Origin of the sequence: Aeromonas sp. R5-4 (assembly GCF_040908215.1) — a bacterium.
In the GTDB taxonomy this organism is placed as follows: domain Bacteria; phylum Pseudomonadota; class Gammaproteobacteria; order Enterobacterales; family Aeromonadaceae; genus Aeromonas; species Aeromonas veronii.
This window is the reverse complement of sequence record NZ_JBFODG010000033.1, coordinates 185927-200599: the sequence shown is the minus strand read 5'-3', so window position 1 is coordinate 200599 and position 14673 is coordinate 185927. Positions and strand designations below refer to the sequence as shown.

Here is a 14673-nt window from a genome sequence, read left to right as displayed (position 1 = left end):
GACGATCATTTCATACGCTGGGTGCAAAGGCTGCCAATTGTACGAGAAAGGGTAAGTCTTTAAAAGCAATACGGCCGCCCCGTATACTGTGGCAAATTCCTCTCTCTGGAGCCGTCTCTTGCTGCTACGTATTTTTACCCTCACCTGCCTGCTGTTGCTGGCCGGTTGTGCCACCACCCAGCCCCAGCGTGACCAGGTGAACTGGAACCAGGAGCGGGCCCGCCTCGAGCAACTGACCCATTGGCAGCTATCCGGCAAGATGGCCATCATCACGCCACTGCAAAAGGGCAGCGCCCGTCTCAACTGGCAGCAAGATGGGGAGGATTATCGCCTCAACCTCACCAGCCTGATCGGCACCAGCATTCTGGAGCTCTCCCGCAGCAAGGGGGAGATCACCCTGCTCGACAGCGACGGCAATCGCCACCAGAGCCAGGATGCCGAAGCACTCATCTATCAACTGACCGGCTGGAATATTCCGGTTGCTGGATTGCCAGAGTGGATCAAGGGGCTGCCGGGTCAGGCGGAGTTTGAACTCAACCCCGACAGCAGTCTGGCCAGCGTGCGCAACGGCCAGTGGCAGATCGTCTATGGCGATTATCGGGATCAGGATGGCTACCGCCTGCCGCACCAGCTGACCATGACCGGCCAGAACAGCCGCCTCAAGCTTCAGATCAACCAATGGACTCTTGCACGTTAATGGCTTCCACACGCTGGCCGGCACCGGCCAAACTCAACCTGTTTCTACACGTCAATGGCCGTCGTCCCGATGGCTATCACGAGCTGCAGACCCTGTTTATCTTCCTCAACCACAGCGACTGGCTCGAGTTTGAGGTGATACCAAATAGCGACACACTCACCCTGAGCCCGGCCATTCCCGGGGTGCCGGATGAGCAGAATCTGATTATTCGGGCGGCACGGCTGCTGCAAGCAACCCTGCCGAGCCCGCAAGGTGCCCATATCCGGCTGGAGAAAGTGCTGCCCATGGGGGGCGGCATTGGCGGCGGTTCGTCCGATGCAGCGACCACGCTGGTAGCGCTTAACCACCTCTGGCAAGCGGGTTTGAGTGAAGATGAACTGGCAGCGCTCGGCGTCCAGCTGGGGGCCGATGTGCCGGTGTTTGTCCGTGGCAAGGCAGCCTTTGCCGAAGGGGTGGGCGAGAGGCTACAACCGGTCGAACTGCCCGGTGCCTGGTATCTGGTACTCAAGCCCGATTGCCATGTAGCGACCGCGGCCGTATTCCAGGATCCGGACCTGCCGAGAGCCACGCCGAAAATGGCGCTGGACAACTTGCTGGAAGGCGAGTGGAAAAACGATTGCGAATCACTGGTGAAAAAGCGCCACCCCGAGGTTGCCAATGCGCTCGGCTGGTTGCTAGAATACGCGCCGTCAAGAATGACGGGCACAGGAGCCTGCGTCTTTGCTCAATTTGAAGACGAAGTGACTGCTCGGGAAGTGTTGGCCTGCGTGCCGAAGGGACTTGATGGGTTTGTCGCCAAGGGCGAGAACATATCACCTCTCTTCTCCACATTGCAACAGTTCAAATGATTGGGGTATCGCCAAGCGGTAAGGCAGCGGGTTTTGATCTCGCCATTCCTAGGTTCGAATCCTAGTACCCCAGCCAATTTTACCGAACGGTATTGATGATGATTAACGTGGCCGGTTTTGCACTCGGCCACGGATTCGGGTTACCGGTATCATCACAATCATTGGGCAGCAGACACCTTGTACGTTATCTTGATAAATCGTTTGCCCCAAAACGATAGGGTCTGATTTCAGACTCCCCCCACATACTGGATGCAACCCCGAGGTTTCAAACCGTGCCTGACATGAAGCTGTTTGCTGGTAACGCAACGCCGGAACTAGCCCAGAAGATCGCAGATCGCCTGTTTATCAAACTCGGCAATGCTGCCGTAGGTCGCTTTAGCGACGGCGAGATCAGCGTACAGATCAATGAGAATGTACGTGGTGGCGATATCTTCATCATTCAATCCACCTGTGCCCCGACCAACGACAATTTGATGGAATTGATCGTCATGGTGGATGCTCTGCGTCGTGCTTCAGCTGGCCGTATCACTGCCGTTATCCCCTACTTTGGTTATGCCCGTCAGGACCGCCGCGTCCGCTCCGCCCGTGTACCCATCACCGCCAAGGTTGTCGCTGACTTCCTCTCCAGCGTCGGTGTGGATCGCGTGCTGACCGTTGACCTGCATGCCGAGCAAATTCAAGGTTTCTTCGACGTTCCGGTAGACAACGTGTTCGGTAGCCCGGTGCTGCTGGAAGACATGAAGTCCAAGAACCTCGAGTCTCCTGTCGTTGTCTCCCCGGACATCGGTGGCGTCGTGCGTGCCCGCGCCATCGCCAAGCTGCTGGATGACACCGACATCGCCATCATCGACAAGCGCCGTCCCCGCCCGAACGTCTCCCAGGTCATGCACCTGATCGGTGACGTTGCCGGCCGCGACTGCATCATCGTTGATGACATGATCGACACCGGCGGCACCCTGTGCAAAGCCGCAGAGGCCCTGAAAGAGCGCGGTGCCAAGCGTGTATTCGCTTACGCTACCCACCCGGTCTTCTCCGGTTCCGCCGTCGAGAACATCAAGAACTCCGTGATCGATGAACTGATCATCACCGACTCCATCCCGCTCACTGCGGAGATGAAAGCGGTCGGCAAGGTCAAGCAGCTGACGCTGTCAACTGTACTGGCCGAAGCCATTCGTCGCATCAGCAACGAAGAGTCCATCTCTGCCATGTTTGAGCATTGATAGATTCAGCAATAACGAAAACCGCCATCAGGCGGTTTTCGTCTTTCTGGACCTTCTCTTTCCAACTTTCTGCTATCTGGTACGACCCTGCCCCCGGCAGGCTTAAGGATTTACCCATGAATTGCTTGCGTCCCCTCCTGCTCGCGACCCTTACCTCCGCCCTGTTCGCCTGTCAGCCCGCCAAAGAGAATCCGCCCTTTGTGCTGACCCTGGCTCACATGAACGACACCCACTCCCAGTTTGATCCGGTCAATGCCGAGATCAAAGGGCAGATCTTTGCCCAGCAGGGGGAGACGGACACCCTCTATACCCGCTTTGGCGGTTATCCGCGCCTGCTGACCATGGCGAAAGCCTATCAGGCCGATGCGCTGGCCAAGAACCAACCCTTGCTGCTGCTGCACGGCGGCGATGCCTGGCAGGGCAGTGGCTACTTCAAACTCAACGAGGGGATGGCCAACGCCGAGTTGCTGAGCCAGTTCGGCCTCGATGCCATGGCGCTGGGCAACCACGAGTTCGATCTGGATAACCAGAAGCTGGCCCGCTTCATCGAGGGGGTCAACTTCCCGGTGCTGGCCGCCAACCTCGACACCAAAGCCGATCCGGCCCTTAGCAAGGCTGACAACCTCAAGCCCTTCGTGGTCTATGCCTTTGACGGCAACCAGAAGAGTCCGGTCACCGATCTCGACAACCTGCCGCAAGGCAAACAGCTGGTCGCCGTCATCGGTCTGGTGCTGGAAGACATGGGCAATATCGCCCCCAACGTCGGCAAGCTGCGCTTTGGCAAGGAGGTCGCCTCGGCTCAGGCCACGGTCGACATGCTGCAAGCCAAGGGGATCCACCAGATCGTGGCGCTGACCCACATCGGCAACGAGCGGGATCTGGCGCTGGCCGCCAAGGTAAACGGCCTCGATGCCATCGTCGGCGGCCACTCCCACAGCCTGCTCGGCGATTTTCGCAATATCGGCTGGGGCAAGACCGGCGATTACGCCAAGCTGGTGACCAATCCGGATGGCATCGGCAAAACCTGCGTGGTGCAGGCAGGCTCCTACGCCCAGGCCATCGGTCTGGCACAGGTGACCTTTGACAGCCAGGGTCAGGTGACCGACTGCCAGGGCCACAATAGCCTGCTGGCCAGCCGCGACTTCTTCGCCGATGCGGCGCGCAAGCAAGCGCTCGACGACGCCCGCAGCAAAGAGGCAAGCCAGTTTGTCGACAGCCAGCCCAATCTGGTGACCGTGGATGAAGATCCGCGTCTGCGCGGCATCATCGACAGCCACTACAAACCGGCGCTGGAGAAAGCCTACGGCCCGGTGATCGGTACCATCCCCGAGCAGCTGCAAAATGCCCGTCGCCCCGGCGACAACGGCAGCGACAGCCACGGCTCAGATGTAGCGCCGCTGGTTGCCGAAGGGGAGTTCTACTGGGCCAATACCCCAGCAGTGCAAGCCCTGACCGGCGGCCCGGTCGACTTCGCTCTGGTGGCGGTGGGCGGCGTGCGCGCCGACCTACCCGCTGGCGAATGGCGCGAGGGGGACAGCTCCCTCACCCTGCTGCCATTCAAGAACCAGCTCTCGGTGCTGACCCTGACCGGTGCCGAGGTGCGCGCCCTGCTGACCGAGACCATCACCGCCACCCTGCCCGCCAGCGCCCATGCCGGCAAGTTCCCCTATGGCGGTCACCTGCGTTACACCTTCCAGGAGACCGACGCAGGCAAAGCGGGCACCCTGACTCAATTGCAGCACAAGACCGCAAGCGGCGAGTGGCAAGATCTGGTGGATAGCCAGCACTATCGGGTGGTGATGAACGCCTACAGCGCCAACGGCAACGATGGCTGGCAAACACTGGCCAATGCCCAGCGTCAGAAGAGCGAGCGGGTCGATATCGCCAGCGTCAATGGCAAGTTGACCGCCTTCCCGGTGTTGAAAGTGGCACAAAATGGCGAACTGCTGAGCGCCGTCTATGCCCCGGACCAGGCCCTCGATTGCAAGGCCAGCGGCGTGGATTGTGGCACCGATGCAGCGTCTTTCGTGGAGTATGTGCGCGATGCCCGTCCCACCCTGACCGCACTGGATGAAGAGACCGTCACCCTGCTGCGTACCAAATAACGACGGTAGTCAACCGAGCACAATCCATCGGTAAACTGAAACGGGCCTCTTGCAAGAGGCCCGTTTGCCCACCGTTAGCCACCCATTGACCGCAATAATGCTGCAAATCCCGCCATAACATGCGCATTGGTTGAGTGATCGCCACTCGGCGGCTAGAATATTGCGTCCTATTGCCCTGGGTAGTGTGCCCACGGCAGCTGCGAGTGAAGACATCAAGCGTGACAAGCGAAATCAAACTGATCGTCGGACTGGGCAACCCCGGCCCGGAATATGCCAAGACCCGCCACAACGCGGGCGCCTGGTATGTGGAGCAACTGGCCCGCTGGCACAATGTCAGCCTGCGTGAAGAACCCAAGTTCTTCGGCCATACTGCTCGCATCCTGGTCGAGGGGCAGGATGTGCGGCTGCTCATCCCGAACACCTATATGAACCTCTCTGGCAAGGCGGTGGCCGCACTGGCGCGTTTTTATCAGATTGAGCCGGAAGCGATGCTGGTGGCCCATGACGAACTGGATCTGCCGCCGGGCATCGCCAAGTTCAAGCAGGGTGGTGGTCACGGTGGCCATAACGGTCTCAAGGACATCATCGCCAAGCTGGGCAACAACAATAACTTCTTCCGGCTGCGTCTCGGGATCGGCCATCCCGGCAGCAAAGAGCAGGTGGCTGGCTTCGTCCTGACCAAGGCTCCCAGCAGTGAACAGAACCTGATCGACGCCGCGCTGGACGAATCCCTGCGCGCCACCGACATCCTGTTCAAACAAGATATGACCAAGGCCATGAATCGCTTGCACAGCTTCAAGGCTGAAAAGGGTTAGGTCGGTTTGACCCTGTACGGGCATTGTGCCGGTACATGAGCAACGACCAGAACAAGCATGACATGGGCCGCCTGCGGGCGACCCCCAACAGCATCCATCAAGTAAGGTAACAATCCATGGGTTTTAAATGCGGTATCGTGGGCCTGCCCAATGTAGGCAAATCCACCCTGTTCAACGCGCTGACCAAGGCCGGTATCGAAGCCGCCAACTTCCCGTTCTGCACCATCGAGCCGAACACAGGTGTGGTGCCGATGCCGGATCCCCGCCTCGATCAGCTGGCTGCCATCATCAATCCGCAGCGTGTTGTGCCGACCACCATGGAATTCGTCGACATCGCCGGTCTGGTTGCCGGTGCCTCCAAGGGTGAAGGTCTGGGTAACCAGTTCCTGGCCAACATCCGTGAAACCGAAGCGATCGGCCACGTTGTGCGCTGCTTCGATGACGAGAACATCATTCACGTTGCCGGCAAGGTCTCTCCCGCTGACGATATCGAAGTGATCAACACCGAGCTGGCCCTGTCGGATCTGGACGCCTGCGAGCGCGCCATTCACCGTCAGTCCAAGCGCGCCAAAGGCGGCGACAAGGATGCCAAGCTGGAAGTGGAAGTGCTTGAGAAGATCAAGGTTGCGCTGGAAAACGGCCAGATGATCCGCGGCATGAAACTGGATAAAGAAGAGCTGGCCGCCGTGAGCCACCTCAACTTCCTGACCCTGAAACCCACCATGTATATCGCCAACGTGGCGGAAGATGGCTTCGAGAACAACCCCTATCTGGACAAGGTGCGTGAAATCGCCGCCGCCGAGAACGCTGTCGTGGTCGTGGTCTGCTGCGCCATCGAAGCCGACATCGCCGAACTGGACGATGAAGATCGCGCCGAGTTCATGGCTGACCTTGGCATCGAAGAGCCGGGCCTGAACCGCGTTATCCGCTCCGGCTACCAGCTGCTCAACCTGCAGACCTACTTCACCGCCGGTGTGAAAGAGGTACGCGCCTGGACTATTCCGGTCGGTGCCACTGCCCCGCAAGCGGCTGGCAAGATCCACACTGACTTTGAAAAAGGCTTTATTCGCGCCCAAACCATCGCCTTTGAAGACTTTATCAACTACAAGGGTGAGCAAGGCGCCAAGGAAGCGGGCAAGATGCGCGCTGAAGGGAAAGATTACATCGTCAAAGATGGCGATATCATGAACTTCCTGTTCAACGTCTAATCCCATGACAGGCCAGCATTTGCTGGCCTGTTTTTTATCTGCCATTGCCCAAGCAATAATGGCAATGTCTTAAAAAAAACCAGATTGTTGGGCTTTTGCGCAACAGAGACCAATAACTGGTCAAACGCACTCAAATTGCGTTTTTCTGGCAAAAAAAGGGTTGACGCCCCAGAGCCAGATACGCATAATTCGGCCCGCACGGTGACGAGGTAACGACTCACCGGAAGCAAGGTTGGCTATGTAGCTCAGTTGGTTAGAGCATCGCACTCATAATGCGGGGGTCACAGGTTCGAATCCCGTCATAGCCACCATCTCTAGTTGGGGTATCGCCAAGCGGTAAGGCAGCGGGTTTTGATCTCGCCATCCCTAGGTTCGAATCCTAGTACCCCAGCCATTTTTAAAAGTTCTTTGCCAGTCTCGCGACTGTTGAGGAACGCTGTTGGGGTATCGCCAAGCGGTAAGGCAGCGGGTTTTGATCTCGCCATCCCTAGGTTCGAATCCTAGTACCCCAGCCATTTTTGAAAGATGTTTGATAGTTTCTGTCATGCATCACTGTTGGGGTATCGCCAAGCGGTAAGGCAGCGGGTTTTGATCTCGCCATCCCTAGGTTCGAATCCTAGTACCCCAGCCATTTTTATGTTCTCTTCCACATCAGTGGTCGATAACAAACGGCTATGTAGCTCAGTTGGTTAGAGCATCGCACTCATAATGCGGGGGTCACAGGTTCGAATCCCGTCATAGCCACCATTATTTCTGTTGGGGTATCGCCAAGCGGTAAGGCAGCGGGTTTTGATCTCGCCATCCCTAGGTTCGAATCCTAGTACCCCAGCCATTTTTCTGTTCTCTTCCACATCAGTGGTCGATAACAAACGGCTATGTAGCTCAGTTGGTTAGAGCATCGCACTCATAATGCGGGGGTCACAGGTTCGAATCCCGTCATAGCCACCATTAATATTGCGGAAGTGGCGAAATTGGTAGACGCACCAGATTTAGGTTCTGGCGCCCTAGGCGTGAGAGTTCGAGTCTCTCCTTCCGCACCATTAATAGCAGTACCAAACAGACCAGCTCACGCTGGTTTTTTTGTATCTGAAATTTGCCTCTCCCCAGTTTTTATCTCGCACCTCTATTAACCCATCTCCACGTTAATTCCCTTCTATAGCACTCTTCACTGATTCCGAGCACGCCTTGCCACTCTTGTCTCCCGGCCATAAAAAAGCGGCCCGCAGGCCGCTGGTGCACACATTCATCATCCCGGTTATCAGAACGGGAAGAACCAGGGGATAGCTACCACGCTGACCGCCATCACCAGCAGGGTGAATGGCACCCCGATACGGATAAAATCGGCAAACTTGTAGTTGCCCGGCCCCAGCACCAGAGTATTCACCGGTGACGAGACCGGCGTCATAAAGGCAGCCGAGGCGGCGATGGCAATAGTCATGGCAAACGGATAGGGCGAGACACCCATCTGCTGGGCCGTGCCCAGTGCAATGGGCGCCATCAGCACAGCTGTCGCGGTGTTGGAGATAAAGAGCCCGATCACCGCGCAGAGGGCAAACAGGCTGGCCAGCATGACCCGCGGCCCCATCTCCCCCACCGCATTGATCAGGCCACCGACGATCAGATCCACCCCGCCGGTTTTTTGCAGCGCCAGCGCGAAGGGGAGCATGCCGACGATGAGGATCAGGGTCGGCCAGTGGATCGACTTGTAGGCACTCTCCATATCGATGCAGCGAAACTTGCCCATCAGCAGGCAGGCGATCAGCGCGGCAATCACGTTGGGCACCGGATCGGTCACCATCAGCAGGATCATCACTCCAAGACAGAAGAGGGCATGAATGGCCTGGCTGCGGGCGGGGGCCATCTCGTCCACTTCGGCGGGCAGCCCCATCAGCAGAAAGTCGCGGCTATGGGTCTGCAACTGTCTGATGTGGCTCCAATTCCCTACCACCAGCAGGGTGTCGCCCATCTGCAGCGGCTCATCCACCAGCTTGCCTGCCAGTGCCTCACCGTCGCGGCGCAGCCCCACCACGCTCAGGCCATAGCTGGAGCGGAAGGTCACCTCACGCACGCTTTTACCCAGCAGCTTGGACTCTGGGATCAGCGACACCTCGGCCATCCCTACCTCCCGCGCCTGATCGGAGAAGTACTCCCCGCGCAGGATCATGGGTTCGAGCCGCGCCTCGGTGCAAAACGCCCGCACATCCACCTCGGGGTCTGACATGTCGATCAGCAGCACATCCTTGGCCTGGAATTCACTGATCCCCGACACCGGCACCATCACCCGGCGGAACTTGCGCCAGCGCTCCACCCCGATGACGTGGGCACCATAACGGGCGCGTAGTTGCAGCTCATCCAGGGTGTGGCCAATCAGCGGGGAGTCCGGCCGCAGCGCCAGACGACGGGCCCGACCGGCCAATCGGTAGTCTCGGATCAGATCGCGCAGGGTACGGCGCCCGGTCTGCTTGCCCTTGCCCTCTTCCCCTTCACCCACCAAGGAGCCACGCACCAGCAGCATGTAGAGGATGCCCAGCCCCAGGATCAGCACGCCCATGGGGGTGAAATCGAAGAACCCGAAACCATGTATGCCGTGGCGCATCAGCTCGCTGTTGACCACCATGTTGGGGGGCGTAGCCACCAGCGTCATCATGCCGCTGATCAGCCCGGCAAAACCGAGGGGCATCATCAGGCGACCGGCCGGGATCCCCATTCGATTCGCCACACTCAGCACCACCGGGATAAAGATGGCCACCACCCCGGTGCTGCTCATCACAGCCCCCAGACTCGCCACCGCTACCATCAGCAACACCAGCAGCTTGGTCTCGCTGCTGCCCGCCACCTTCACCAATGCATCCCCCACCTGATAGGCGATGCCGGTGCGCACCAGCCCCTCACCCACCACAAACAGGGCGGCAATCAGAATGACGTTGGGATCGCTAAAGCCCGCCAGCGCCTCCGGCAGGGTGAGGGTGCCGCTCAGCACAAAGAGGATAATGATCAACAGGGCGACCACATCCATCCGCATCTTGTTGGTCATAAAGAGATAGATGGCGCCAGCCAGCAGACAGAGCACCCAGACAAGCTCGGAATTCAATGCAACCTCCTTTTATCACGTGATTCTCCTCCCGGAGAGTGGACTCTATCAGACCACAGCTATGGCGCTATCATCTTGCTACATATCAATAAAGTCCGGCCCGCCGGGGCCCCATAACTCATCACTGCTGGAATAACCGGGCAGCAGCGGCGATTTCTTTGATATGGGCCAAGTACGGGGCGGACAAAAGTCCTGCCCCTCCTCCCCCTCACCCCTTAGAATGGCGCCCTCGCATACTAACCCTCATGCCCAAGGATCAGAAAATGAGCATATTCGAGCTGTTCAGCATCAATAACACGCTGGTGACCATCCCGCTGGGTGGCGGCTATGCCATGTCATGGATTGAGGCCATCGGCACCCTGTTTGGTCTGGCCTGTATCTGGTTCGCCAGTCAGGAGAAAACCATCAACTACCTGTTTGGCCTGATCAACGTCAGCCTGTTTGCCATCATCTTCTTCCAGATCCAGCTCTACGGACTTTTGATGCTGCAGCTGTTCTTCTTCTGCGCCAACGTCTACGGCTGGTACGCCTGGACCCGCCCGGCCAACGATCAGGGGGATACCCTGCAGATCCGCTGGCTCAGCAAATCCAAACTGATGGTGACCGCCGCCGTGAGCGTGCTGGCCATCGCCCTGCTGACCCGCTATATCGACCCGGTCTTCGCCACTCTGGCGCGCACCTCGGTCTCCCTGCTCAACCTGTTGGGTGCCAACCTTGCCACCCCCGAGCCCTCCCCCGATGCCTTCCCGTTCTGGGATGCCAGCATGACGGTGCTCTCGGTGGTCGCCCAGATCCTGATGACCCGCAAATACGTGGAGAACTGGATCCTCTGGGTCATCATCAACATCATCAGCATCGGTGTCTATGCCGCGCAGGGCGTCTACGCCATGTCGCTGGAGTACCTGATCCTGCTGTTTATCGCCGCCAACGGCACCCGCCTCTGGGTGATTGCCGCCAAGCGCCAGCCACAAGGTCTGTAAGCCATGACTCTGTTACCCCATCTTCAGTGCCGCCCCGACCAGATTGCCGAGCGGGTGATATTGTGCGGCGACCCGGCCCGGGTCGACCGCATCGCCAGCCAGCTTGAACAGTGTGAAGTGCTGGGACAAAATCGGGAGTTTCGCCTCATCAACGGATCCTATCAGGGGCTGCCCATCACGGTCTGCAGCACCGGTATCGGTGGCGCGTCGGCCATCATAGCGCTTGAGGAGCTGGTGCAAGCCGGTGCCACATCGCTTATACGGGTCGGCTCCGCCGGTGCCTTGCAGCACGACATCGGGCTCGGCGACCTTATCGTGGTAGAAGGGGCGGTACGCAATGAGGGGGCCTCGCAGGCCTATCTGCCCGCCGAGTACCCCGCCTGCGCCGATATCTGGCTGCAAGCGGCCCTGCTCAACCATGTGGCCACTAGCAGCCAGCCTCATTGGCACGGGCTGGTACGCTCCCACGACAGCTTCTATCGAGATGACGAGCAGGAGGTGTGCCGCTACTGGCATGCCCGTGGCGTGCTCGGCGCAGACATGGAGACCGCCTCCCTGCTGACGGTGGGTCGCCTGCGCAAGGTACGGGTCGCCGCCGTGCTCTGCAACGTGGTGCTGTTCGAGCAGGATGTGCAACAAGGGGTGGCGGATTACGCCAGCGCCGAACAGGCGATGATGGCCGGTGAGCAGCAAGCCATCGCCGCCGCCCTCCACGCTCTGGTGCAATAAAGCGCAAACCGTTAACTGCGGCACATCCGCTACCGTGCGGGCTGGTATCCGGCCCGCACTCTTGCTAGCCTCATGGCCCTCGTCATCCGGTGCGACAGGCAAGTCATGCAGCAACAGCCCTACCCCCTCGGCCGTTTTCACGCCGAACTCCAGCAGCTTGAACCCCGCTTTGCCGCGGCGCTCGACGCCTGCACCCTGTTTCTGCGCCGCTACCTGCCGGGCGAATTGATCATGCGCCAGGGAGAGCTGAGCGAGCAACTCTATCTGGTGGGCGCAGGGCGGGTCTCCCTCAATAGCGCCGTCCACTCGGGCCGCATCTTCCAGCTCGGCGAGATTGAGTGTCACAGCCAGATCTTCGGCGAAATGGAGTTCTTCAGCGCCACCCCGGTGCAGTGGAACGTGGTGGCCGAGACCGAACTGGACGCCCGGGTCATCTGTGCCGACAAGCTGGCCCAGCGCCTGCTGACCGAGCCCGAGCTGACCCTCTGCTTCGCCGCGGCGCTTGCCAGCGACTATCTCGATACGCTGGAGATCACCACCAGCCGACTGCTCCACCCCATCGCCTACAACATCGCCTATGAGTTGTGGCGAGAACGCCAGCGCACCCCCATGCTGGGGTCACGCAAGCGGGCCCACGAGGCGGCGCGCTTCGGCACCACAGAGCGGGTTTACCGCCGCGCCCTCAAGGAGCTGGTCGAACAGGGCATAGTTGCCGACGGCAGCGACGGCCCCGTTATCGCCGATCTGACCAGGCTGCGCGCCTATCTCGACCTTTGATTTCCATTCATCCCATTTCGATTCACCCAGTCAGGAGTCACCATGTCTGCCCATCCCTATCCCGAATTCACCTTCTTCAGCCGCTTCGTTGCCGACATTCAGGCGGGCCGCAAGACCATCACCATCCGCGACGAGAGCGAGGCCAACTGGCAGCCCGGCCAACGTCTGGCGCTGTTCACCAACCCGGAACACCAGCCCTTTGGCACCATCGAGGTGCTCTCGGTCAAGGCGGTCGCCTTCGATGAACTGAATGACGAGCACGCCCGTCAGGAGAACATGACCCTCCCCGAGCTCAAACAGGTGATCCGCGATATCTACCCCGATCTGCCGCCGCTCTATGTGATTGAATTCCAGCTGCTTGAAGCCTGATTTTGTGAGCTGCCTCAGCTAACGCCGGTTGCGCTCTCTGGCTAAAAGCGCAAAATAACTGTTTTTATATACAGTTGTTGGTGCGTTATGGGTACACAACTTGAACTGGCCATTGCGGCCATGGTGGCAGAGTTCATTGCCGCAGGCCGCCCCAAGGCGAGCAGCCTGAGCTGGCAGGAGCGGCGTGAAGGCTATCTTGCTTCAGCCGTATTGGGTGGTGAACGGGAAGAGGTTGGCGCTGTCGAAGAGTGGCAAAACGGCCATTATTCCGTTCGCCTCTATCAACCAGCGCCAACCTCAAGTACAAGCCGTCCGGCCCTGATCTACTTTCATGGCGGCTGTTTTGTCAGCGGCGAGTTCGACACCCATGACCGCCAGATGCGGATGCTGTGCAATCGCGCCGAGGCACTGGTGTTTGCGGTACATACCCGCCTTGCCCCTGAACATACCTATCCTGCAGCACACGACGACGCTCTGGCAGCCACGCTCGCCATCATGGCCGATGTGGAGAAATGGCATGGCGAGCCGGCAAGGATTGCCCTTGCGGGCGACAGTGCTGGCGGCCACCTAGCCCTGATCACCACCTTGCGACTCAAGGAGCGAGGCGCCCCCTTGCCTGCCGCCCAACTGCTCATCTATCCGATGCTCGATGCTGCGGGCGACAGTGACAGCTATCGGCAGCTAGGGGATGACTACCTCATCACCCGCGACATGCTGTTAAGCGGTTTTCACGCCTATCTGGGCGAGCTACCCGTCACTCACCCCGAAGCCAGCCCGCTCCACTATTCCGACCTGTCAGGATTACCACCGACCCATATCGTAACGGCGGAATATGATCCGCTGCGCGATGAAGGGGAAGCCCTCTATCGCAAACTGCTGCAAGCCGGTGTCACGGCTACCTGTCAGCGGCAACTGGGTGTTATACACGGCTTCTTCCAACTGGCCGGAGTCAGCCCCGCTGCGCGTCAGCTCATTGAACAACTCTCCGACTGGTTGCGTAACCAGTAACAGAGGATCAATTGCATCCATTTCCGCACGCCTTTATAGTTGCCAGCTGACTCAAATGCACCCTTGGTGAGCCCCATGTTAGATAGTACCAATCTTGCCCCACACGAACGATGGTGGCTGACTTTAACCTCCCCACAGATCGCCTTCCAGACCGAGTGGCGGGAATACCTCAAGCCTACCTCCCTGCGAGAGGGGCTCGAAGAACCGGATACACTCGCAGAGGATTGGGGCATCGAGAATCGCCTCGACTTGCACCGGCAGGTTCGTCAGCTGGCCTTTGGCGACTGCCACGGGCATCTCATGCTCGAGGAATACGGCGCCTTTCACTGCCTGCAACCGAGCCAGTGGCAAACCATGCGAGAGCGCGCAATCTCGCCGCGTCACCGCGCCTCACTCGACTTCGTGGCTCGTACCGCCCCCTATATCGGCCCCCATGGTGTGCAGGCATGGGACTATGGGCGCGCCTCGTACCTCACCCGGGAGGGACTTCGCTTTGGCTGGGTCAGCGAGGAGGAGTTCGGCTTTATCCACAACCACCTAGCCCATCAAGCCCGCCGACGTTATGGCTCTTGGGAACAGTACACTCATGCCTGGTATGCCGGCCGCTGCCTATGGGAATTCAGTCATGAAGAGGGGGAGCCGGATCAAGCCGCCCAGGCTCTGCTACACGGCTGGATTGCAAGGGATATGAGGACCATGCTGGCCGATGCGCTCAGGGATAAGGAGAACCCAATCCACGGACAAAGCTGGTACGAGGTCCCCCTACCCGACATAGAACAACCCCAAAGCCTCATTGACCTCTTCAACAGCGATCCGCAGGAATAAA

13 protein-coding genes and 9 tRNA genes are annotated in these 14673 nt (G+C 59.1%); 21 read left to right on the top strand and 1 reads right to left on the bottom strand.

Annotated elements, in window-relative coordinates; translation table 11 throughout:
* Positions 1-118: 118 nt before the first annotated feature.
* The 15 genes from lolB to AB5Y83_RS18075 all read left to right on the top strand — a co-directional run bounded on the left by lolB (position 119) and on the right by AB5Y83_RS18075 (position 7933).
* The gene (gene lolB, locus AB5Y83_RS18145) at positions 119-697 is read left to right on the top strand and encodes a lipoprotein insertase outer membrane protein LolB (protein WP_368175699.1); all 579 of its coding nucleotides are present in this window, start codon (positions 119-121) and stop codon (positions 695-697) included.
* Positions 697-1545: a 4-(cytidine 5'-diphospho)-2-C-methyl-D-erythritol kinase gene (gene ispE, locus AB5Y83_RS18140; protein ID WP_368175698.1), complete on the top strand. Its 849-nt coding sequence runs from the start codon at positions 697-699 to the stop codon at positions 1543-1545. Before lolB ends, ispE begins: the two co-directional genes overlap by 1 nt.
* Before the next feature lies 1 nt (position 1546).
* Positions 1547-1621: transfer RNA gene (locus AB5Y83_RS18135), tRNA-Gln, on the top strand.
* Between the two features lie 196 nt (positions 1622-1817).
* Positions 1818-2765, top strand: coding sequence for a ribose-phosphate pyrophosphokinase (locus AB5Y83_RS18130; protein ID WP_005343846.1), 948 nt, complete (start codon positions 1818-1820; stop codon positions 2763-2765).
* A gap of 116 nt (positions 2766-2881) precedes the next feature.
* Positions 2882-4870 (top strand): bifunctional UDP-sugar hydrolase/5'-nucleotidase, encoded by a 1989-nt coding sequence (locus tag AB5Y83_RS18125; RefSeq protein ID WP_368175697.1) that lies wholly within the window; start codon positions 2882-2884, stop codon positions 4868-4870.
* 218 nt (positions 4871-5088) lie between these two features.
* Positions 5089-5685 carry an aminoacyl-tRNA hydrolase gene (gene pth / locus AB5Y83_RS18120; protein ID WP_368175696.1) on the top strand — a complete coding sequence of 199 codons (597 nt, stop codon included), beginning with the start codon at positions 5089-5091 and terminating at the stop codon, positions 5683-5685.
* A gap of 116 nt (positions 5686-5801) precedes the next feature.
* Positions 5802-6893 (top strand): redox-regulated ATPase YchF, encoded by a 1092-nt coding sequence (gene ychF / locus AB5Y83_RS18115; RefSeq protein ID WP_005353921.1) that lies wholly within the window; start codon positions 5802-5804, stop codon positions 6891-6893.
* Positions 6894-7127: 234 nt separating this feature from the next.
* A tRNA-Met gene (locus tag AB5Y83_RS18110) sits at positions 7128-7204 on the top strand.
* Positions 7205-7212: 8 nt separating this feature from the next.
* Positions 7213-7287: transfer RNA gene (locus AB5Y83_RS18105), tRNA-Gln, on the top strand.
* Between the two features lie 46 nt (positions 7288-7333).
* Positions 7334-7408 (top strand) — tRNA-Gln (locus AB5Y83_RS18100).
* A 41-nt stretch (positions 7409-7449) separates the two neighbouring features.
* Positions 7450-7524: transfer RNA gene (locus AB5Y83_RS18095), tRNA-Gln, on the top strand.
* A gap of 39 nt (positions 7525-7563) precedes the next feature.
* Positions 7564-7640, top strand: a tRNA-Met gene (locus tag AB5Y83_RS18090).
* A 10-nt stretch (positions 7641-7650) separates the two neighbouring features.
* Positions 7651-7725: transfer RNA gene (locus tag AB5Y83_RS18085), tRNA-Gln, on the top strand.
* A 39-nt stretch (positions 7726-7764) separates the two neighbouring features.
* Positions 7765-7841 (top strand) — tRNA-Met (locus AB5Y83_RS18080).
* Between the two features lie 8 nt (positions 7842-7849).
* Positions 7850-7933, top strand: a tRNA-Leu gene (locus tag AB5Y83_RS18075).
* 218 nt (positions 7934-8151) lie between these two features.
* Here the strand turns inward: AB5Y83_RS18075 and AB5Y83_RS18070 are convergent.
* Positions 8152-9984: an SLC13 family permease gene (locus AB5Y83_RS18070; RefSeq protein WP_368175695.1), complete on the bottom strand. Its 1833-nt coding sequence runs from the start codon at positions 9982-9984 to the stop codon at positions 8152-8154.
* 263 nt (positions 9985-10247) lie between these two features.
* On the opposite strand from AB5Y83_RS18070, the gene pnuC reads away from it, so the two are divergent.
* From pnuC to AB5Y83_RS18040, 6 genes are all read left to right on the top strand, one after another.
* On the top strand, positions 10248-10964 hold the full coding sequence (pnuC, locus tag AB5Y83_RS18065) for a nicotinamide riboside transporter PnuC (RefSeq protein WP_368175694.1): 717 nt from the start codon (positions 10248-10250) through the stop codon (positions 10962-10964).
* 3 nt (positions 10965-10967) lie between these two features.
* Positions 10968-11693, top strand: coding sequence for a nucleoside phosphorylase (locus AB5Y83_RS18060; protein ID WP_368175693.1), 726 nt, complete (start codon positions 10968-10970; stop codon positions 11691-11693).
* Between the two features lie 105 nt (positions 11694-11798).
* Positions 11799-12470: a Crp/Fnr family transcriptional regulator gene (locus AB5Y83_RS18055; protein ID WP_368175692.1), complete on the top strand. Its 672-nt coding sequence runs from the start codon at positions 11799-11801 to the stop codon at positions 12468-12470.
* Positions 12471-12512: 42 nt separating this feature from the next.
* Positions 12513-12839, top strand: coding sequence for a N(4)-acetylcytidine aminohydrolase (yqfB, locus tag AB5Y83_RS18050; protein ID WP_368175691.1), 327 nt, complete (start codon positions 12513-12515; stop codon positions 12837-12839).
* An 87-nt stretch (positions 12840-12926) separates the two neighbouring features.
* Positions 12927-13847 carry an alpha/beta hydrolase gene (locus AB5Y83_RS18045; protein WP_368175690.1) on the top strand — a complete coding sequence of 307 codons (921 nt, stop codon included), beginning with the start codon at positions 12927-12929 and terminating at the stop codon, positions 13845-13847.
* A gap of 75 nt (positions 13848-13922) precedes the next feature.
* On the top strand, positions 13923-14672 hold the full coding sequence (locus tag AB5Y83_RS18040) for a DUF1266 domain-containing protein (protein WP_368175689.1): 750 nt from the start codon (positions 13923-13925) through the stop codon (positions 14670-14672).
* Position 14673: the final 1 nt, after the last annotated feature.

Excerpts from the sequence above, each read along its gene's own strand:
- ispE (WP_368175698.1), top strand. The coding sequence starts at position 697 with ATGGCTTCCACACGCTGGCCGGCACCGGCCAAACTCAACCTGTTTCTA.
- AB5Y83_RS18125 (WP_368175697.1), top strand. The coding sequence starts at position 2,882 with ATGAATTGCTTGCGTCCCCTCCTGCTCGCGACCCTTACCTCCGCCCTG.
- ychF (WP_005353921.1), top strand. The coding sequence starts at position 5,802 with ATGGGTTTTAAATGCGGTATCGTGGGCCTGCCCAATGTAGGCAAATCC.
- pnuC (WP_368175694.1), top strand. The coding sequence starts at position 10,248 with ATGAGCATATTCGAGCTGTTCAGCATCAATAACACGCTGGTGACCATC.
- AB5Y83_RS18060 (WP_368175693.1), top strand. The coding sequence starts at position 10,968 with ATGACTCTGTTACCCCATCTTCAGTGCCGCCCCGACCAGATTGCCGAG.
- AB5Y83_RS18055 (WP_368175692.1), top strand. The coding sequence starts at position 11,799 with ATGCAGCAACAGCCCTACCCCCTCGGCCGTTTTCACGCCGAACTCCAG.
- yqfB (WP_368175691.1), top strand. The coding sequence starts at position 12,513 with ATGTCTGCCCATCCCTATCCCGAATTCACCTTCTTCAGCCGCTTCGTT.
- AB5Y83_RS18045 (WP_368175690.1), top strand. The coding sequence starts at position 12,927 with ATGGGTACACAACTTGAACTGGCCATTGCGGCCATGGTGGCAGAGTTC.
- AB5Y83_RS18040 (WP_368175689.1), top strand. The coding sequence starts at position 13,923 with ATGTTAGATAGTACCAATCTTGCCCCACACGAACGATGGTGGCTGACT.